This window comes from Arthrobacter sp. WCS2018Hpa-7 (assembly GCF_031843805.1).
GTDB lineage: Bacteria > Actinomycetota > Actinomycetes > Actinomycetales > Micrococcaceae > Arthrobacter.
This window is the reverse complement of record NZ_JAVTJB010000016.1, coordinates 62524-80919: the sequence shown is the minus strand read 5'-3', so window position 1 is coordinate 80919 and position 18396 is coordinate 62524. Positions and strand designations below refer to the sequence as shown.

The 18396-nt window shown below is 62.7% G+C and carries 16 protein-coding genes; 3 read left to right on the top strand and 13 right to left on the bottom strand.

What is annotated here, in order from left to right:
• Nucleotides 1–341 precede the first annotated feature (341 nt).
• Nucleotides 342–1085, top strand: a complete 744-nt coding sequence (gene lexA / locus RQH14_RS16570; protein WP_311214250.1) for a transcriptional repressor LexA — start codon at nucleotides 342–344, stop codon at nucleotides 1083–1085.
• Here the strand turns inward: lexA and RQH14_RS16565 are convergent.
• Both RQH14_RS16565 and hflX read right to left on the bottom strand, forming a co-directional pair.
• Nucleotides 1082–3142 (bottom strand): ATP-dependent DNA helicase, encoded by a 2061-nt coding sequence (locus tag RQH14_RS16565; RefSeq protein WP_311214249.1) that lies wholly within the window; start codon nucleotides 3140–3142, stop codon nucleotides 1082–1084. The two genes, lexA and RQH14_RS16565, sit on opposite strands and share 4 nt — an antisense overlap.
• Nucleotides 3135–4697 (bottom strand): GTPase HflX, encoded by a 1563-nt coding sequence (gene hflX, locus RQH14_RS16560; RefSeq protein WP_311214248.1) that lies wholly within the window; start codon nucleotides 4695–4697, stop codon nucleotides 3135–3137. Before hflX ends, RQH14_RS16565 begins: the two co-directional genes overlap by 8 nt.
• Nucleotides 4698–5217: 520 nt before the next feature.
• On the opposite strand from hflX, the gene RQH14_RS16555 reads away from it, so the two are divergent.
• The gene (locus RQH14_RS16555) at nucleotides 5218–5832 is read left to right on the top strand and encodes a methyltransferase (RefSeq protein WP_311214247.1); all 615 of its coding nucleotides are present in this window, start codon (nucleotides 5218–5220) and stop codon (nucleotides 5830–5832) included.
• Here the strand turns inward: RQH14_RS16555 and dapF are convergent.
• From dapF to RQH14_RS16525, 6 genes are all read right to left on the bottom strand, one after another.
• Nucleotides 5813–6781 (bottom strand): diaminopimelate epimerase, encoded by a 969-nt coding sequence (gene dapF / locus RQH14_RS16550; protein WP_311214246.1) that lies wholly within the window; start codon nucleotides 6779–6781, stop codon nucleotides 5813–5815. The two genes, RQH14_RS16555 and dapF, sit on opposite strands and share 20 nt — an antisense overlap.
• Before the next feature lie 37 nt (nucleotides 6782–6818).
• Nucleotides 6819–7745: a tRNA (adenosine(37)-N6)-dimethylallyltransferase MiaA gene (miaA, locus tag RQH14_RS16545; protein WP_311214245.1), complete on the bottom strand. Its 927-nt coding sequence runs from the start codon at nucleotides 7743–7745 to the stop codon at nucleotides 6819–6821.
• A 17-nt stretch (nucleotides 7746–7762) separates the two neighbouring features.
• Entirely contained in the window at nucleotides 7763–9292 is a 1530-nt protein-coding gene (miaB, locus tag RQH14_RS16540; protein ID WP_311214244.1) for a tRNA (N6-isopentenyl adenosine(37)-C2)-methylthiotransferase MiaB, read from the bottom strand.
• On the bottom strand, nucleotides 9292–9834 hold the full coding sequence (locus RQH14_RS16535) for a regulatory protein RecX (protein ID WP_311214243.1): 543 nt from the start codon (nucleotides 9832–9834) through the stop codon (nucleotides 9292–9294). Before RQH14_RS16535 ends, miaB begins: the two co-directional genes overlap by 1 nt.
• The gene (gene recA, locus RQH14_RS16530; RefSeq protein WP_089594401.1) at nucleotides 9824–10864 is read right to left on the bottom strand and encodes a recombinase RecA; all 1041 of its coding nucleotides are present in this window, start codon (nucleotides 10862–10864) and stop codon (nucleotides 9824–9826) included. The genes RQH14_RS16535 and recA overlap by 11 nt, the downstream gene beginning before the upstream one ends.
• Before the next feature lie 247 nt (nucleotides 10865–11111).
• Nucleotides 11112–11309 carry a DUF3046 domain-containing protein gene (locus RQH14_RS16525; RefSeq protein WP_235036351.1) on the bottom strand — a complete coding sequence of 66 codons (198 nt, stop codon included), beginning with the start codon at nucleotides 11307–11309 and terminating at the stop codon, nucleotides 11112–11114.
• A gap of 68 nt (nucleotides 11310–11377) precedes the next feature.
• On the opposite strand from RQH14_RS16525, the gene RQH14_RS16520 reads away from it, so the two are divergent.
• Nucleotides 11378–11929, top strand: a complete 552-nt coding sequence (locus RQH14_RS16520; RefSeq protein ID WP_311214242.1) for a MarR family transcriptional regulator — start codon at nucleotides 11378–11380, stop codon at nucleotides 11927–11929.
• 98 nt (nucleotides 11930–12027) lie between these two features.
• Here RQH14_RS16520 and RQH14_RS16515 read toward each other — a convergent pair whose 3' ends face one another.
• The 5 genes from RQH14_RS16515 to RQH14_RS16495 form a co-directional block, all read right to left on the bottom strand.
• Complete coding sequence (locus RQH14_RS16515) at nucleotides 12028–12462, bottom strand: helix-turn-helix domain-containing protein (RefSeq protein WP_014921288.1); 435 nt, start codon at nucleotides 12460–12462, stop codon at nucleotides 12028–12030.
• 137 nt (nucleotides 12463–12599) lie between these two features.
• The gene (locus RQH14_RS16510; RefSeq protein WP_311214241.1) at nucleotides 12600–13112 is read right to left on the bottom strand and encodes a CinA family protein; all 513 of its coding nucleotides are present in this window, start codon (nucleotides 13110–13112) and stop codon (nucleotides 12600–12602) included.
• Nucleotides 13109–13711 carry a CDP-diacylglycerol--glycerol-3-phosphate 3-phosphatidyltransferase gene (gene pgsA, locus RQH14_RS16505; RefSeq protein WP_311214240.1) on the bottom strand — a complete coding sequence of 201 codons (603 nt, stop codon included), beginning with the start codon at nucleotides 13709–13711 and terminating at the stop codon, nucleotides 13109–13111. Before pgsA ends, RQH14_RS16510 begins: the two co-directional genes overlap by 4 nt.
• 38 nt (nucleotides 13712–13749) lie before the next feature.
• Entirely contained in the window at nucleotides 13750–16674 is a 2925-nt protein-coding gene (locus RQH14_RS16500; RefSeq protein ID WP_396136318.1) for a DNA translocase FtsK, read from the bottom strand.
• Nucleotides 16675–16686: 12 nt separating this feature from the next.
• Nucleotides 16687–18378, bottom strand: coding sequence for a ribonuclease J (locus RQH14_RS16495; RefSeq protein ID WP_311214238.1), 1692 nt, complete (start codon nucleotides 18376–18378; stop codon nucleotides 16687–16689).
• Nucleotides 18379–18396: the final 18 nt, after the last annotated feature.

Sequence of the window (18396 nt, the reverse complement as noted above, 5' to 3'; positions counted from 1 at the left end):
TGAGCCCTTCTGAGCTATTGCCGTGCGCCGGATCCCGGTACATGGCTGCCAATTCTGTGCGTTCCCCTGTCCAACCCCGGATGTTCGAACACTTCGTTCGAACATCCGGTGTCAGCGCCAGGTTTATAGAACACATATTCGAACCTTGCTAAGACATTTTTAGCACTTATCAACGAACGGTGTCGAGACTCGCTAGAACAAATGTTTGATAAACGCCTGTGGCTGCCCTACGTTTGAGTGAAGAAACAGCACTGTTTCAGTGGAACAGGAGGGTCTGACATTTTTTGCAGACCCGACGACCCCGGGCACACTCCGGGCGGAATGGAAAGGCATTGGCGAACATGGCAGCGAAAGCCACCGGCGGCGGGGCACCCCCGCGGAGCCAGCAGCCTCAAAAGAGTCCCAAGAGCCTGACCGTCCGGCAGAAGAAGATCCTGGAGACCATCCAGCGGTCAGTCAATGACAACGGGTATCCGCCCAGCATGCGTGAAATTGGTGACACCGTGGGCCTGGCCAGCCTGTCGAGCGTTACGCACCAGCTCTCCCAGCTCGAAAAGCTCGGTTACCTCCGCCGCGATCCAAAGCGCCCCCGGGCCATGGAAGTCCTCATGCCATTGACCCTCGATGGCGGCCCCATTCCGGGAGTGGAAGCGCCCACCAATCTCCGCAGCACGGGTGGCTTTGCCGTGACCGAGCTTGCCAGCGCCAGCGACACCGCCATGGTCCCGTTGGTCGGTCGGATCGCTGCCGGCAGTCCCATCCTTGCTGACCAGACAGTGGAGGACGTCATCCCCCTGCCCCGGCAACTCGTGGGACACGGCGAACTGTTCATGCTCAAGGTAGCCGGCGACTCGATGATCGACGCCGCGATCTGCGATGGCGACTGGGTAGTTGTCCGCAGGCAGAACGACGCCGTCAATGGAGACATCGTTGCCGCACTGCTGGACGACGAAGCAACGGTGAAGACCTTCCGCCAGCGCGACGGCCACACATGGCTTCTTCCGCAGAACACCCAGTACGAACCCATCCTCGGCGACCAAGCCACCATTATGGGCAAGGTCGTTTCGGTCCTGCGCTCCCTCTAGGAGGCTTTGGCAGGGCCCAGGCGCTCCAGCACGCCCCGCACCACGGTTCGGTCCGTCGTCGCCCAGAACGGCGGCAGGGCTGCCCTGAGGAAGCCCCCGTAGCGCTCTGTTGAGAGCCTGGAGTCAAGGACCGCCACAACCCCTTTATCCCCCGTGGAACGGATGAGCCGGCCTGCCCCTTGGGCCAGACGGATGGCAGCGTGGGTTGCTGACACAGCCATGAATCCGTTGCCTCCGGACTGTGCCACGGCACGCGAGCGGGCAGTCATCAACGGATCATCCGGACGCGGGAACGGGATGCGGTCGATGACCACAAGGCGGCACGAACCGCCGGGGACATCCACACCCTGCCACAGCGACATCGTGCCGAAGAGGCAGGTATCGGGCTCGTCGGCGAACTGCTTCACCAGGGCTGCCATGGTGGATTCACCCTGGCAGAGAATACTGACGTCGAGGCGAAGTCTCATGGCATCGGCGGCTTCCTCAGCCGCACGCCTCGACGAGAAAAGACACAGCGATCCCCCACCGGAAGCGCGGATGAGGTCTTCCAATTCATCCAGGGCCTCGGGCGAGGTTCCACGGCCAGGCTTGGGCAAGTGCTTGGCCACATAGAGCACACCCTGTTTGGGGTAATCAAAGGGCGAGCCGACATCGATCCCTGTCCAGCTTGGTGCTCCGTCGCCAATCAGCCCAAGGCCACCTGCGGCCGGTTCAAAAGCCGAGCCGATGGCCAGCGTGGCGGAAGTCAGCACAACTGTATGACCAGCGAAGAGACCTTCACGAAGGCGTCCCGCCACACTCAGGGGCGCAATGTTGATCAGGGCCGGAGCGGCCTCGTCAGGTTGCGAGTATCCCTGCTGGGGATCGAACGTGCTGTTGCGGGAAAACCACACCACTTCACGGTTCTCCTTGGCCGCGAGCATCCGTTCGCACAGCTCCAGAATGAGCATGAGCCGTGACCGCGCGAGTTGCCTGCCGCCGTCGACCGCGTTTGAAGAGTCCGTCTTCGAATCCGACAGTGCTGCGCGTGTGGCTTCCCGGAGTTGGTCCAGGCAATCGAGCTGTTCGTCATTGAGCCCGCTGGGCAGAAGACCGTTGGGCACGCCCGCTATGGCCATATCCAAGCGGTCGGCCGCAGCATTGAGGGCATCCACCGTGATGGCGGTGTGCTTGCGGGCGCTCGACGCGGCCGCGTGGACCATCGCTACGGACAACTGGCCTGACACAGCGCCCGTCACGCGGTCCTGCAACTCGTGGGCCTCATCGACTACCACGACGTCGTATTCGGGCAGCACAGCCAGCCCCTCAAAGGCGCTGACGGCCAGCATGGCGTGGTTGGTGACCACGACGTCGGCTTCGCCTGCGCGGGACCGGGCCAACTCGCTGAAGCACTCCTCGGCGAGGGGACACTTCTGCGCGCCCAGACACTCCATGGACGTCACGGAGACCTGTCGCCAAGCCCGATCCGTGACGCCGGGCATAAGTTCGTCACGGTCGCCGGTGGCGGTCTTGTCCGCCCACTCGCGAAGCCTGACCACTTCCTTGCCCAACTGCGACTGCGGTCCCCCCATGGACGCAGCAAAGTGCGGGACACTGGTGTCCTCGCCCAAGGAGAACAGCTGTCCCTCGGACGGTTCCTCGCTGGGGAACCCGCCTTCGAGCTTTTGCCGGCAGACGTAGTTTGCCCTGCCCTTGACGAGCGCCACGTTGACGGGGCGTTCAAGGGCAGGGTTGATGGTCTCCAACAGCCGGGGAAGGTCCCGGCCAACAATCTGCGTTTGGAGTGCCAAGGTGGCGGTGGACACCAAAGTCGGTTTGTCGCTGTCCATCGAATGCGCGATCAACGGAATAAGGTACGCCAAGGACTTACCCGTTCCCGTTCCCGCCTGGACCAGCAGGTGCTCCCCGGTTTCGATGGCCCTGGTGACATGCCTGGCCATCTCGTGCTGGCCGGCACGGCTCTGACCGCCCATGCCGGCAACAGCCCGGTCCAACAACTCGAGGGTGGTCTTCTCCCCCAACGACTCGACGGCGCCCGCCGCCACCTTCTCAACCATTGGTGACGAACGGCTCCAGTTCGGCTGCCAGTCCTTCGCGGACCATGACAACAACGCGGGTTCCGTTTTCCTCGTGCTCAAGGGTGAGGATTTCCGAGTCGGAACTGTGCAGTTTGCTGATCATTTCGCCACGGTCGTAGGGAATGAGCAGCTCCAAGCGCACGCCCGGCCGGGGAATGGACTGGCTGATGTCTTCCAACAATTCAGCAATGCCCTGGCCCGTACGCGTGGAGACAACTGCGTGGCGGGGTTCCTTCTGCTTGAGGCGCTCCACCACGAAGGGGTCCGCCACATCAACCTTGTTCAGGACAATGATCTCGGGCACCTTGCGGGCATCCACTTCCGTAAAGACAGCCCGGACAGCAGCGATCTGGCCTTCAGGATCAGGATGCGAGGCGTCCACTACGTGCAGGATCAGGTCCGCATCCGCCACCTCCTCCAGCGTGGAGCGGAACGCCTCAATCAGCTGGGTCGGCAGCGAACGGACAAACCCCACAGTGTCCGCCAACGTGTAGCCGATGCCGTCCGGCGTCTGGGCTTTACGAACGGTGGGATCCAAGGTGGCGAACAGGGCGTTCTCCACCAGCACACCGGCATCGGTGAGGCGGTTCAGGAGCGAGGACTTGCCGGCGTTCGTGTATCCGGCGATCGCGACGGAAGGAACGGCATTACGACGGCGGTTGGCGCGTTTGGTCTCGCGGGCCGGCTTCATCGCGGCGATTTCACGACGAAGCTTGGCCATCCGTGTGCGAATGCGCCGGCGATCCAGTTCGATCTTTGTCTCACCAGGACCACGCGAGCCCATGCCTGCACCTGCTCCACCCACCTGGCCACCGGCCTGGCGTGACATGGAGTCACCCCAACCACGAAGGCGCGGGAGCAGGTACTCGAGCTGTGCAAGCTCAACCTGGGCCTTGCCTTCCCGGCTCTTGGCGTGCTGGGCGAAGATGTCCAGGATCAGCGTAGTGCGGTCTACTACCTTGACCTTGACAATGTCCTCAAGGCCTCGGCGCTGGGAAGGAGCCAGCTCGGTGTCCACCACGACGGTGTCCGCGCCGGTGGCGGCAACGATGTCCTTAAGCTCCTGGGCCTTGCCCGAACCCAGGAAGGTACCGGGGTCCGGCTTCATGCGCCGCTGCACCAAACCGTCAAGGACTTCCGAACCGGCAGTCTCTGCCAGGGCAGCGAGCTCGCGGAGCGAATTTTCGGCGTCGGCCAGTGTCCCTTCAGTCCAGAGACCGGCGAGGACAACGCGTTCAAGGCGCAGCTGCCGGTATTCGACCTCGGTGACGTCTTCGAGTTCCGTGGACAATCCAGCGGTACGGCGCAGTGCACGACGTTCGGCCAGGTCTTCCTGGTCGCCGTCGTAGATGCTGTGTTCCTGGTCAAGGGTGGAAATGGCCTGCGCCTTGCCGAATACACCACCGGCGTCGTCGTCATCGGATGCCTGCGCAGGTACATCCTTGGAAAGAATCCGGTCGATGACGGCCTGGATTTGTTCAGGACTCATGTCCTGGGCGTCGGAATCGGATCCGGAGTGCTTCTGGGTGGTCATGGTCTCCTTAGACTGTTCGGCTATTCCAGAATAGTGCTGTTTGCTGTTCGATGGGGCGCTATTCGCGCTGGGCTGACGGGCATGGGCCAAAGAGGGCCTCCTGTGCTCAACGGCCGCCCGTTGAATGGACGGCGGTTGCTGTGATCTGGCGTGGTGGGATCCGCGCGGAGGCTCCTGGCCATTGGAGATCGCACTGCCGGCCTGCTTGGACCCGCGCAAGGTACTGGCGGTTCAGTGGGCCGGGTTGGATGGTGTGATCTTCAAAACATCCGTGACGGGAAAATTGGGGCAACGGATGTGCCGGTGGGACCTGCCTGGCGGAAAGACCGCGGCTTGGCTGAACTGCCAAAGACCGGGCTGCATCGCGGGCGGTGCCGTGTGACGCCTGAGTGCTCAGGCGAATTGCGGCATTATTACTCGAAGATCAAGAACATGCGCTTCACACTATCATTCACTGTCAAGCCGCCCCTTGGAGCAGGCAGTTTCCCATGGCGCCGATAGCCAACTAATCTGGCAAATTATGGAGTCTGCACACTATTTCACCGCCCAACCGGCCGGACCGTTCACCCGAAAGCCACTCACGGTAGAACTCGCTGGAGCCACACGCCAGTTGCAGACCTCCTCCGGCATCTTCAGCCCTGACGGAGTGGACAAGGGCACTGCCATACTCTTCTCCGAAGTTCCGCCGCCGTCACCCCAGGGAAACCTGTTGGACATCGGTTGCGGCTGGGGTCCAATCGCTTTGACGCTGGGGCTGATGGCACCCCATGCCAAGGTGCACGCCGTGGACGTCAACGAGCGGTGTATCACGCTGACCAATGAGAACGCGGTTGCCCTGGGCCTGGACAACGTGACGGCCAGCCTTCCACACGAGGTAGACCCCGCCGTCGAGTTCGACACCATCTGGTCCAACCCGCCCATCCGGATCGGCAAGGACGAGCTTCACACCCTGCTGCTGACGTGGGTGCCGCGCCTGGCGCCCGGAGGAAACGCCTGGCTGGTGGTCCAAAAGAACCTCGGCTCGGACTCCCTCCAGCGGTGGCTCGCCGGCGAGCTGGACAAGTCCTACACGGTGAGCCGGGAGAGCACGTCCAAGTCCTTCAGGATCATTCGGGTCAGGAAAGCGTCCCAGTAGCTACGATGACGGCCGGGCCGCTGAGCTCTACATGTTCGCGACCGCCTGCTCCGGGGAAGAACTTAACATCCACGACGCCGCCCGGCACGTTCACGTGCCAGTCGTTCGGCGCTGTGTTGCCGGCCCAATGACGGATGGCGACGGCGGCGGCGCAGGCTCCTGTGCCGCATGATTGGGTCTCCCCCACGCCGCGCTCATGGACGCGCATGGTGATGGTGCCGACGCCGTCTTCAACCAACGGTTCGGCCGGAACAACGAATTCAACGTTGGTCCCGTTGGCAGGCCTGGGATCGACCACCGGCGCCTTGAACAATTGCGTGGCCGACAGCTCCTTGAGTTCGGCCAAAGCAACCACCGTGTGGGGATTGCCCATGCTGACTGAGAGGCCGGGGCGGGCTACCTCCAGGCCGTCCGCGCTGACAAGCGCGTCCATGGCCTTGCTGGTGGCTTCCTGGGGGAAGATGAACTCCCACGGGCCCATGTCCACGGCGTAACCATTGGCCGTACGGACCACTTTCTTGACGCCTGCACGGGTACCTATGGTCAGGGTTTCGCCCGGGCCAAGATCCACCAATTTCTCGGAAATCAAGAAGTGCACGAAGACGCGGACGCCGTTGCCGCACATCTCCGAGAGGGAACCATCACCGTTGCGGTAGTCCATGAACCATTCGGCGTCCGGATCCTGTTCCAGAAGATCGCGGCCCTCCGGGAGGAAACGCGACGGGACAGCGCGGATAAGGCCGTCTCCACCAATGCCTGTATGACGGTCGCACAATTGGGCAACCTGCTCCGGCGTGATCTCGTGGGCATCGCCGGGGTCGGCAATCAGGACGAAGTCGTTGCCCGTTCCATGGCCCTTGGAAAACGTCAGCCCTGCAAGGCTGGAGTCGGTCACGGTAGCACCGGCAGCTGCGGACTGCTGGGCGGGAACTGCGGCGGTTTCATCCATGCCACTAGGCTACCTTCCACGTTGGTTCGGCCCGAAATCAATCCTGGCGGCTCGAAGCCGCTGCGACAGCCTTGGCCACGAGCTCAGGATCCTGCCAATCAAGCCAGGTGATCCGGGGGTCAGCCCTGAACCAGGTGAGCTGGCGCCTGGCGAACTGCCTGGTGGCCACGATGGTTTCCTCCGACGCTGCTGCAACGTTGGTTTGACGGTCCAGGACCCTCAGGAACTGCGCGTACCCCAAGGCGCGGGACGCGGTCTTACCGTCCCTGAGCCCGGCAGCATCAAGCCGTTCAACCTCCTCAAGCAGACCAGCCTCCACCATCCGATGGACCCGGAGAGCCAGCCGTTCCCTCAGCACCTCACGGTCCACCGAAAGGCCGAGCTGCACTGCCGGCTGAAAATACTCGCGTTGCGGCATGAACGAACTGAAGGGGCGTCCGGTGAGCTGGTGCACTTCGAGGGCCCTGATCACCCGCCGCGCGTCACCCAGACGGGCTGCCGACACGGGGTCGACCTCCTCAAGACGGGTTCGCAGAGGCGCGAGGCCGTGCGCGTCACACTCGTCTTCCAGGGCCTTACGGATGACGGGGTCAGTGCCGGGGAACTCCAGGACGTCCAATGCGGCGCGTACGTACAGTCCGGAACCTCCCACCAGGATGGGGCGTTTTCCGCGCGAACGGATTTCGGCAATGGCTCCTCGGCAGGCCGCCTGGAAGTCCGCAACACTTGCCTCCTGGGTGACATCCATGGTGTCCAGCAAGTGATGGGGCACGCCCTTGCGCTCTCCCGTGCTGATCTTCGCTGTCCCGATGTCCATCCCGCGATAGAACTGCAAGGCATCCGCGTTGATGACCTCACCGTTGAGGGCGAGGGCGAGGTTGACACCCAGGTCCGACTTGCCGGAACCGGTAGGTCCAACCACTGCAATGACGGGCAGGGAATCGTCCTTGGTGGAGGTAGGCACGTGATCCTGGTCCGACGTCAGGCGCGACGAGCCGGCAACGATGGCATGCCCAGGGACACCCCGGCCTTGCCCGGGGCCGAACCCGGTGAAGGAACACCGCAGGACTCAGCCTGGGAACGATCCCAGGCGTCTCCGGCGCGGGAGCGGCGCAGGACATAGTCCCCGGCGGTGGCCGGATCCGCCACAAGGTGGAAAGAAGCAGCCTCCGTGATGGTGACTGTGACAAAGTCACCGGGACGGGGAGTAGCAGCGCCGGACGGCACGGAGAAGTGCACCAGGCGCTGGTCCTTGGACCTACCGGATAAGCGGTGGGTTTCCTCGGCTTTACGCCCTGACTGGGCCGTCACCAGGACTTCAACTGTCCGGCCAAGCTGCCGCGCATTCTCCTCAGCGGCAATGCGGTCCTGGAGGGCCGTCAGCCTATCGAAACGCTCCTGCACTACGGCTTTGGGAAGCTGGTCAGGCAAGTCTGCGGCCGGCGTGCCGGGCCGCTTGGAGTACTGGAAGGTGAAGGCTGAGGCGAAGCGGGACTTTTCCACGACATCCAGGGTCGCCTGGAAATCCTCTTCCGTTTCGCCCGGGAACCCGACAATGATGTCCGTGGTGATGGCTGCGTTGGGAATCCGATCGCGAACCTTGTCCAGAATTCCCAGGAACCGGCTGGATCGGTAGGAACGCCGCATGTCCTTGAGGATTTTGTCCGAACCGGACTGCAGGGGCATGTGCAACTGCGGCATGACGTTGGGCGTCTCAGCCATGGCGGCGATGACGTCATCGGTGAAGGCTGCGGGGTGCGGGCTGGTGAAGCGGACGCGCTCCAAGCCCTCGATTTCTCCGCATGCGCGCAAGAGTTTGGAGAAAGCCTGCCGATCCCCGAACTCCACGCCGTAGGAGTTCACGTTCTGGCCGAGGAGAGTCACTTCAACAGCACCGTCATCCACAAGCGCCTGGATCTCCGCGAGGATTTCTCCGGGGCGTCGGTCCTTTTCCTTGCCGCGGAGCGAAGGCACGATGCAGAACGTGCAGGTGTTGTTGCAACCCACGGAAATCGAAACCCACCCCGAATAAACAGAGTCCCGCTTAGTGGGAAGGGTTGACGGGAAGACATCCAGAGACTCGAGGATCTCAAGTTGCGCTTCATTGTTGTGCCGGGCGCGGTTCAGCAGTGCTGGCAGGGCCCCAACGTTGTGGGTGCCGAACACGGCGTCCACCCACGGCGCCTTCTTGACGATGGTTTCGCGGTCCTTCTGGGCCAGGCAACCGCCAACAGCAATCTGCATGCCGGGGTTCTCCGCCTTGACCTGCCGGAGTTGGCCGAGGTTTCCGTAGAGCTTGTTGTCCGCATTCTCCCGAACAGCGCAGGTGTTGAAGACCACGACGTCGGCAACCTCACCGTCCGCAGGCACGTAGCCCGCGTCCTCCAAGAGACCCGCCATGCGCTCTGAATCATGGACGTTCATCTGGCAGCCGAACGTGCGGACCTGATAGGTCCGGGGCTCAGCCGAAGGAGTGGCGGAAACTGTTGGGGAAGGAATGGTCAAACTCACTACTCAAGGGTACCGGCTTCTGCCAGCACCTCACCGACGATCCTAAAGGCCATGGATGGGGCGTAGCCCTTCCGTGCCAGCATCGACGCCAGACGACGGGTGTACTTGTCCCGTTCCGCCCGATCAGCCAGGTCGACACCGGGACGCAGCTTACGTTCAACAAGCTCACGAGCAGCAGATTCCTCATCCTGATCGCTGAGCTGCGACAGGGCTTCTTCGGCCGCCTCCAGCTCGATTCCCTTGTCCGTCAGTTCGCGACGAAGTGCGCCCTTGGCAAGCTTCTTGCTCTGCGAACGGCTGCGGACCCACATCCTCGCAAACTCAGCATCATCAATCAGCTGAACCTCTTCGAACCGGTCCAGGACTGCCTCGGCCACGTCCTCGGGCACCTTGCGTTCTGCGAGCTTGCGGGCAAGCTGGAGCCGGCTCCGCGGCGCCATCGTCAACTGCCTCAGGACGATGGCACGCGCCACGGACTCGGGATCAGGCTCGGGATCGGCGGATACGGACGACTCCGGATCCGGCCCTCTCCTAACCGTCAACGGCCTTCAGCTTTGGGGAGTCTTCCTCCGGCTTGACGCCAACGCCAAGCTTTTCCTTGATCAGGCGCTCCAGCTCCTGGGCGAGCTCAGGGTTATCCCGGAGGAACCGCCGCGAGTTCTCCATGCCCTGGCCCAGCTGATCGCCATCATAAGTGAACCAAGAGCCTGATTTCTTGATGATGCCGTGCTCGACACCCATATCAATAATGCCGCCTTCGCGGGAGATGCCCTGGCCGTAAATGATGTCGAATTCAGCAATCTTGAAGGGCGGCGCCATCTTGTTCTTGACGATCTTGGCCTTGGTGCGGTTACCAACAGAGTCCGCACCTTCCTTCAAGGTCTGGATACGACGGACATCGATGCGCACCGAAGCGTAGAACTTCAGGGCCTTACCACCGGTGGTGGTTTCCGGGGAGCCGAAGAAGACACCGATCTTCTCACGCAGCTGGTTGATGAAGATCGCTGTGGTTTTGGTCTGGCTGAGCCTGCCGGTGATCTTACGCAGGGCCTGGCTCATGAGGCGGGCCTGCAGGCCCACGTGGGAGTCACCCATTTCGCCTTCGATTTCAGCACGGGGTACCAGCGCGGCCACGGAGTCGATGACGACGATGTCCAGCGAGCCCGACCCGACCAACATGTCCATGATTTCCAAGGCTTGCTCGCCGGTGTCCGGCTGCGAGACCAAAAGTGCGTCGGTATCCACTCCGAGCTTTGCAGCGTAGTCCGGGTCCAGGGCATGCTCAGCGTCAATGAAGGCCGCGATGCCGCCGGCGCGCTGGGCGCTGGCAACGGCGTGCAGCGCAACGGTCGTTTTACCCGAGGATTCCGGGCCGTAGATTTCCACCACGCGGCCACGGGGCAGGCCGCCTATGCCGAGGGCGATATCCAGCGCAATGGAGCCGGTAGGGATGACCTCGATGGGAGCCCGGGTGTCATCACCCAGGCGCATGATGGAGCCTTTACCGAACTGCTTGTCAATCTGGGCAAGCGCTGCTTCGAGCGCCTTTTCACGATCCGGGGTTGCCGCCATGGTTCACACCTCTGATGCTTTCTCGCTGTGGAGTGGCCCGAAGGGCCGCTTTCCTGTCATGTCAGACGCTATTACGACGTGCTGACATTTTTATGAGCCGAATCCGGCTATGTGGACAACCGGGCAATCCGGATGCTCGGGAATGCGGCCTTCGGGATCAATTTTCCTCTCACAGGAGCATATCCCTATCCGAACAGATATTCGAACAATGGCCCGGCGTGTCCCTGACTGGGCGGCGGTGCAGCCCTCAGCTGGAGGCCGGTTTAACGTCCCGCCCCAGCCTGCGTTCGGCCGGAACATCCTGGACTTCGCACACGGCCAACCACACCTCGCGGGGGTGGTATCCGGAGGCAAGGGCCTCAACGGCTGTCCGCCCGCCCACGCCTGCGAGTACCAAGGAGCCGGCGAGGACCCGGGAATAGCCCGCCCCGAATTCATCGTCCATCAATCGCCAAAAGTCACTTGCCCTCACGGATAGAGTCTCTCACGGAGCCGGACTCTAGAATGGTTGCCATGAGCAATCCTCTCCAGAGCACGCCCAGTCAGGCCGTGCCCGGCGACGCCGTAGACGACGCCCTCCAGCAGGTGGAACACCAGCTGAGCCTGCTCTGGCGCCGTGCCCGGTCAATCTCCCATCAGTTGTCGCGCCAGGTGCATCCGGACATGGAACCGGCCGCCTATGGGCTGCTGACCGTCATCCGGAGGGAAGGACCCATCAGGCTGACCGACCTGGCCACGTGCATTGGCGTTGGCAAGCCGTCGGTGAGCCGGCAGATCGCTTTCCTGGAGAGCATTGGCCTGGTCTACAAGGAAGCGGACCCGCAGGACGGCAGGGCACAATCCATCCGCCTGACGGACAAGGGTGAGGACAAGATGCACCAGGTCCAGGATGCCCGGCGCCAGGTGTTCCGCGAACGCCTGGGCGAATGGCCGCTTGAAGATGTCCAGACCCTTGCCGACTACATGGGCCGTCTCAATGCGATCTACGGCGACGGCGTACTCAAGGACGTCACTATGCGGGAACCGGACATTGCCGCAGATCTCACCAAGCCTGCCGAGGCCTGATCGGCCCGGGCTCCGGCTACGAAGGGCATAGCAGCGAACACAAAAGAGAAGGTCCCCAGCCATTGGCTGGGGACCTTCTCCGAATTCTGGTGGAACGGTTACCGGGCTCCGGAGAGCATTCCCTGCGGGAAGTCGTCCGTGAGGTCCAGATCGCGCCCGTAACGCTGGGAGAATTCCTGCGGAACGGTGTCCGGAACGGCAACTCCCTCAGCAACAGCCACACGGTCGCTGACTTCGCGGAGCATGTGGGACAACGGAACATCCAGGGCTGTGCAGATAGAGGACAGGAGCTCGGAAGAAGCCTCCTTCTGGCCGCGTTCAACTTCACTCAAGTAACCAAGTGAGACGCGGGCGCTGTGCGAAACCTCGCGGAGGGTACGGCCCTGACGCTGGCGGACATCGCGCAGTACATCACCGATCTCGTGGCGTAGTACAACCATTTTGCGCTCCTTCTGTTCGCTCTGTGCCTGATCAGCCAAGCCCACATCCTTCCAGCGGACAACGCCGTTCACGGATACGGGCTGCTTTACCATCTGTATCGCCTTGCTCCCTCATTCATCCGGTTCGCGGGTGGGCGGACCGGGTTGGTTTCTACATCCTAGGCGCCCCGGCTCATCCGAAGCGACACAATGACACAACTATTGGCAATCAGTTTTTGTTCCCGGCTGCTTTACGAACGGTAACCAACCCCCTCCAGCACGGCAAGCAGACGCGCCAAGGCGGCCTCGCAGGCTTGCTCGCGGATGGACTGGCGGTCCCCCGTAAAGCTGTATTCGAAGGCTTCCGTTCCGGCATCGGCAGCGATTCCAATAAAGACTGTTCCTACGGCTTTGCCATCGTGGGGATCAGGTCCGGCCACTCCGGTGGTGGATACGCCAATGCTGGCACCGCAGGCACGCCGGGCACCGTCAGCCATGGCTCCGGCAACAGCACCGTCAACGGAACCGACGTCGGCAAGCAGCTCCTCCGAAACTCCGAGGACCTCGGCCTTGACGGAGTTTTGATAGGCAACAACTCCGCCCTGAAGCATCCCTGAAGCGCCCGGAGTGTTGGCCAAGGTGGCGGCTACCATTCCGGCGGTGAGCGACTCAGCCGTGGCCACCGTGTGGTTCTTCGCGATCGCCGCGGCGACCACCGCCGTCGAGGTCGCTGCCGCAACGACGGAGGCGTCATCTGGCGTCATGCGCGACGCCCCGCTGCTCGCAGCTTGAGCGCTTGGATGACGTACTCGACACCGGTCCACAGCGTGATGGCAAGCGCCAGCATCATGACCCAGAAGGCGACGTCACCAAGCCAGGGGGCGATCGCCTTCAATGGAAGGATGTAAAGGAAGATGGCCACGGTCTGGACCACCGTCTTCAGCTTTCCACCCCTGGAGGCCGGCATGACGCCGTACCGGATCACGACGAACCGAAGGGCGGTAATCCCCCACTCGCGGACGAGGATGAGGATGGTGACCCACCACGGCAGTTCCCCCAGGATGGACAGGAGCACCAGCGCGGAGCCGATCAGCAATTTGTCGGCAATGGGATCTGCGATCTTTCCGAAGTTGGTGATGAGGCCGCGCGCCCTGGCGATGTCGCCGTCGAGCTTGTCCGTGTAGATGGCTATCGCGAAGGCCACCACAGCTGCCCAGCGCCACAGGCCGTACTCGCCGTTGTCGGCGAGCAGGAACCAGACGAAAAACGGAACGAGGACGATGCGGAGCATCGTGAGGATGTTGGGCAGGTTCCAGACATCGGAGCTGCTGGACGTCGCGTTATCACCCTCGGCTGTAGTCACCCCTCTAGGCTACCGTCTTTGGGCCGACGTCTTTGAAGCTAGCGGCCCGTCAGCGACCAGGCGTCCTCGCCGCCGTCGTCGTCATCGGGGCCGTCAGCGCCATCGTAATATTCAACGGCCTGGGTCCGGTTGTCCAGGTCTGCCTGCACCAGGTCCTCCGCATAACCGCCGACGGCGATGTTCGAGTTCGCGTTGTCGCTCAGGGCCGCCGTGTGGGCGTCGGGCGCAGCGGGTGATTCCTGGCCCTTCATCGCTGCCAGGACGGCCGCGAGGTCGTCAGGCTTGACCAGGACGTCGCGGGCCTTCGAGCCTTCCGATGGCCCCACCACGCCGCGGGATTCGAGGAGGTCCATGAGTCGCCCGGCCTTGGCGAAGCCCACCCGGAGCTTGCGCTGCAGCATCGACGTGGAGCCGAACTGGGTGGTGACCACCAACTCTGTGGCCTGCAACAGGACCTCGAGGTCGTCTCCGATGTCGTCGTCGATCTGCTTCTTGGGGGCTTCGGCAGCAACGTCGTCGCGGTAGACGGCCTGGAGCTGTCCCTTGACGTGCTCCACCACCTTGTGGATCTCGGATTCCGTCACCCAGGCACCCTGGACACGCATTGCCTTGGACGCACCCATCGGCAGGAAAAGCGCGTCACCCTGGCCAATGAGCTTCTCCGCGCCCGGCTGGTCCAGCACAACACGGGAGTCCGTCACGGACGAGGTTGCAAAGGCCATGCGGGAAGGCACGTTCGCCTTGATCAGGCCAGTGACCACATCCACGGACGGGCGCTGGGTGGCCAGGACCAGGTGGATACCGGCAGCACGGGCAAGCTGGGTGATGCGGACGATCGAGTCTTCGACGTCGCGCGGGGCCACCATCATGAGGTCGGCGAGCTCATCCACGATCACCAGAAGGTAAGGGTAGGGCTTGATGATGCGTTTGGAGTCCACAGGCGGCACCACTTTGCCAGCACGGACAGCCTTGTTGAAGTCGTCTATGTGCTTGTAGCCGTAGTTGGCGAGGTCGTCGTAGCGGGCGTCCATCTCACGGACCACCCACTGCAAGGCCTCCGCGGCCTTTTTGGGATTGGTGATGATGGGCGTGATCAGGTGCGGGACGCCTTCGTACGCGGTGAGCTCCACGCGCTTGGGGTCCACCATGACCATGCGGACTTCATCCGGGGTGGCGCGCATGAGGATGGAGGTGATCATGGAGTTCACGAAGCTCGACTTACCAGCACCAGTGGCCCCAGCCACCAGGAGGTGGGGCATCTTTGCGAGGTTGGCCACCACGTAGCCGCCCTCGACGTCCTTGCCGACACCCATGACCATGGGGTGGTCGGTCCGGCGGGCGTTCTGGCTTCGCAGCACGTCGCCCAGGGAAACCGTTTCGCGGTCCGTGTTGGGAATCTCGATACCAATGGCCGATTTGCCGGGGATGGGGCTCAGGATACGGACATCGCTCGACGCGACCGCGTAGGAAATGTTCTTGGACAGTGCGGTAACGCGCTCCACCTTGGTACCGGGCGACAACTCAATCTCATAGCGCGTCACGGTGGGTCCACGGCTGAAGCCAGTCACGGCAGCGTCAACGTTGAACTGTGTCAGGGTGTCCGTCAGGGCGGCGACGACGGCGTCATTCGCTTCCGTGCGCTCCTTCGGAATGGAGCCCGGCGTCAGGTAGTCCGAGGCCGGCAGTGTGTAGGTGACATCCCCGGCGAGGGACAGCTGCTCCGTGCGCTGTGGAATCGGCGTTTGCGGGAGCGGCGCACCGGCAGGCTTCGCAGGGACCTGGGCCACAGCGGGCGCGGGCACGGTCATGTCAGGAGTGATGACCGGAATGGCTTCGGTGGGGTTGTCGATGCCGGGTGCAGCGCCCAGGCCCTGGGCTGTCTTGATCTTCCCGACGGCGATCTCCGCCTGGGTTGGGCGACGAACCCCCGGCGGAACACGCGGTTCCGACTCGTCGGGAGTTTCGTCGTCGTCGACTATTGCATGTTCGAAAGCTTCGTCCCCGACGTAGCCCTCCAGGCCTGCCTCGGGTTCTTCGTCCTTGCCGAAAAGGCGCCTGCGCTTCTTTTTGGGCTTGACAGGTGCGTCGTTCTCGTAAAGGTAGCTGCGGTCGTGGGCGTCCTTGCCGGAACCGTCCACGAGGTCCACGCCCATGAGGTGCTCATAGGCACCCCGGATTCGGGAGGGAATGGCCCCGAACGGGGTTGCAGTGACGATCAGGAAAGAGACGAACGCCAACAGGCTGTAGAGGACCACCGGCACTGCGACGTGGATTGCGGCCAGCGGCGCTGCGGCGAGGAATCCCAGCATGCCGCCTGCCTTACGGAGGCCATCGAACCCGTCGGCCACGGTGGGCAGGCCGCCGATGACGTGGGCCAAAGCCGACCCGGCCAGGGTCATGATCATAAAGCCAATGCCCACACGGTTGTTGCCGCGGCCGTCCTGGGGTTTCCGGAACAACCTGAAAGCACAAACAAACAGCATGAAAGGCAGGATCAGGGCCATCCACCCAAAGGTCCCGTTGACCACGCTGTAGACAACGTCCGGGAGCCAACCTGTCAGGCCCCACCAAGCGAAGGTGGCTATCGCGATGCCCAGCACCAGATTGAACAGGGCTGCGCCGTCACGGCGGTCCGCGGGGTCGAGATCGCTGACGTCATACCCAATGCGGCGGACGCCGGCGCCGACCACATGGCCGATCCCCTGCCAAAAACCTGAAAGCATGCGCAGTGGCAGCGGAGCCTGGGGAACGACGGCGGCTGCCTGCTTGGTGCGGGCAGTACTGCCCCGCCCGCTTTTGCTCGCGGCGGCACTGGTTTTGGATGTGGCTGCGCTTCGGCCTGTGCCGCCGGATTTACTGCTGGAGCTGCCACGTGGCGTGGAGGTAGTACGGGTCGCCATAAGTGCCACGGTACCGCAAGGGGGCCTGAAATCCGCGGATTTCAGGCCCCCTTGGGTGTGCATGTTGCCCTCGGGCTACGCCTCCAGGACCACCGGAATGATCATGGGACGGCGGCGGAGCTTGCGGTTGACCCACGTGCCGATGATCCTGCGCACCACCTGTTGCAACTGGTGGTTGGTGTGGTCTGCATGATTGAGCACAGCGTCTTCCAGTGCGGCGTTGATCTTGGGGATGATCTCGTCGAAGACGGAATCATCCTCAGCAACACCGCGGGCATGGATTTCCGGTCCGGACACGATCTTGCCGGTGGTGCGGTTGATGACCGTGATGATGGAAATGAAGCCCTCGTCCCCGAGGATGCGACGGTCCTTCAGGTCGGCGTCGGTAATCTCACCCACGCTGGAACCGTCCACGTAGACGAATCCCACCTCCACTTGGCCAACGATGTTGGCTTTGTGGTCCTTGAGGTCGATCACAGTGCCGTTGTCACTCAAAATGATGCCTTCGGACGGAACACCGGATTCCTGCGCGATGTTGCCGTTGGCAATAAGGTGACGGGTTTCGCCGTGCACAGGCATTGCGTTCAGCGGCTCAAGGATGTTGTAGCAGTACAAGAGCTCCCCTGCCGCTGCGTGCCCGGAGACGTGAACCTTCGCAGTGCCCTTGTGGATCACATCCGCACCGAGCTTGAGGAGACCGTTGATGATGCGGAACACCGCATTCTCGTTGCCGGGAATCAGGCTGGAGGCCAGAATGACGGTGTCGCCCGGGCCAACCACGACGCGGTGGTCGCCGTTGGCCATCCGTGACAGGGCAGCCATCGGCTCGCCCTGGGAACCGGTGGACATGAGGACCACACGGTCATCGGGCATGTTGTCGATGTTCTTGATGTCCACCAGGATGCCGGCCGGCACATCGAGATACCCCAGCTTGGCGGCGATGGCCATGTTACGCACCATGGAGCGTCCAACGAAAGCTACCTTGCGGCCATGCTTTTCTGCGGCATCAAGGACCTGTTGGACGCGGTGTACGTGTGACGAGAACGACGCGACGATGAGGCGCTTCTTGGCCTGGCCGAACAGGCGGTCCAGAGTGGGACCAATTTCCTTTTCGGCCGTGGTGAAGCCGGGGACGTCCGCGTTGGTGGAGTCGGCCATGAAGAGGTCCACGCCCTCTTCGCCCAACCGGGCGAAGTGGCGGAGGTCGGTGATACGGCCATCCAGCGGCAACTGGTCCATCTTGAAGTCGCCGGTGTGCAGGACCGTGCCACCCTCGGTCCGGATGAAAACGGCCAGGGCATCAGGGATGGAGTGGTTCACCGCGATGAACTCGCACTCGAACGGGCCGAATTGCTCCACCTGGCCCTCGGTGACGGTGAGGGTGTACGGCTTGATCCGGTGTTCCTGGAGCTTTGCTTCCACCAGGGCCAGGGTGAGCTGGGACCCGATCAGCGGAATATCGGCCTTAAGGCGCAACAGGTAGGGCACCGCGCCGATGTGGTCCTCGTGACCGTGGGTCAGCACGACGCCAACCACGTCCTGCAGCCTGTCTTCGATGTAGGAGAAATCGGGCAGGATAAGGTCTACGCCGGGCTGGGTCTCTTCGGGGAAGAGCACGCCACAGTCAACGACCAGCAGCTTGCCGTCGATTTCGAACACGGCCATGTTGCGGCCGATTTCCCCCAGGCCACCAAGAGGAACAATCCGCAGCGTGCCTTTCGGCAGTTTCGGCGGCGTAACCAGTCCGGGAAGGGCGGTTTGGGTCATATTGTGCTACTTTCCGGC

Coding starts and splice junctions, on each gene's coding strand:
- lexA (WP_311214250.1), top strand. CDS start 342: ATGGCAGCGAAAGCCACCGGCGGCGGGGCACCCCCGCGGAGCCAGCAG.
- RQH14_RS16565 (WP_311214249.1), bottom strand. CDS start 3,142: ATGGTTGAGAAGGTGGCGGCGGGCGCCGTCGAGTCGTTGGGGGAGAAG.
- hflX (WP_311214248.1), bottom strand. CDS start 4,697: ATGACCACCCAGAAGCACTCCGGATCCGATTCCGACGCCCAGGACATG.
- RQH14_RS16555 (WP_311214247.1), top strand. CDS start 5,218: ATGGAGTCTGCACACTATTTCACCGCCCAACCGGCCGGACCGTTCACC.
- dapF (WP_311214246.1), bottom strand. CDS start 6,781: ATGGATGAAACCGCCGCAGTTCCCGCCCAGCAGTCCGCAGCTGCCGGT.
- recA (WP_089594401.1), bottom strand. CDS start 10,864: ATGGCGGCAACCCCGGATCGTGAAAAGGCGCTCGAAGCAGCGCTTGCC.
- RQH14_RS16525 (WP_235036351.1), bottom strand. CDS start 11,309: ATGGACGATGAATTCGGGGCGGGCTATTCCCGGGTCCTCGCCGGCTCC.
- RQH14_RS16520 (WP_311214242.1), top strand. CDS start 11,378: ATGAGCAATCCTCTCCAGAGCACGCCCAGTCAGGCCGTGCCCGGCGAC.
- RQH14_RS16515 (WP_014921288.1), bottom strand. CDS start 12,462: ATGGTAAAGCAGCCCGTATCCGTGAACGGCGTTGTCCGCTGGAAGGAT.
- RQH14_RS16510 (WP_311214241.1), bottom strand. CDS start 13,112: ATGACGCCAGATGACGCCTCCGTCGTTGCGGCAGCGACCTCGACGGCG.
- RQH14_RS16500 (WP_396136318.1), bottom strand. CDS start 16,674: ATGCACACCCAAGGGGGCCTGAAATCCGCGGATTTCAGGCCCCCTTGC.
- RQH14_RS16495 (WP_311214238.1), bottom strand. CDS start 18,378: ATGACCCAAACCGCCCTTCCCGGACTGGTTACGCCGCCGAAACTGCCG.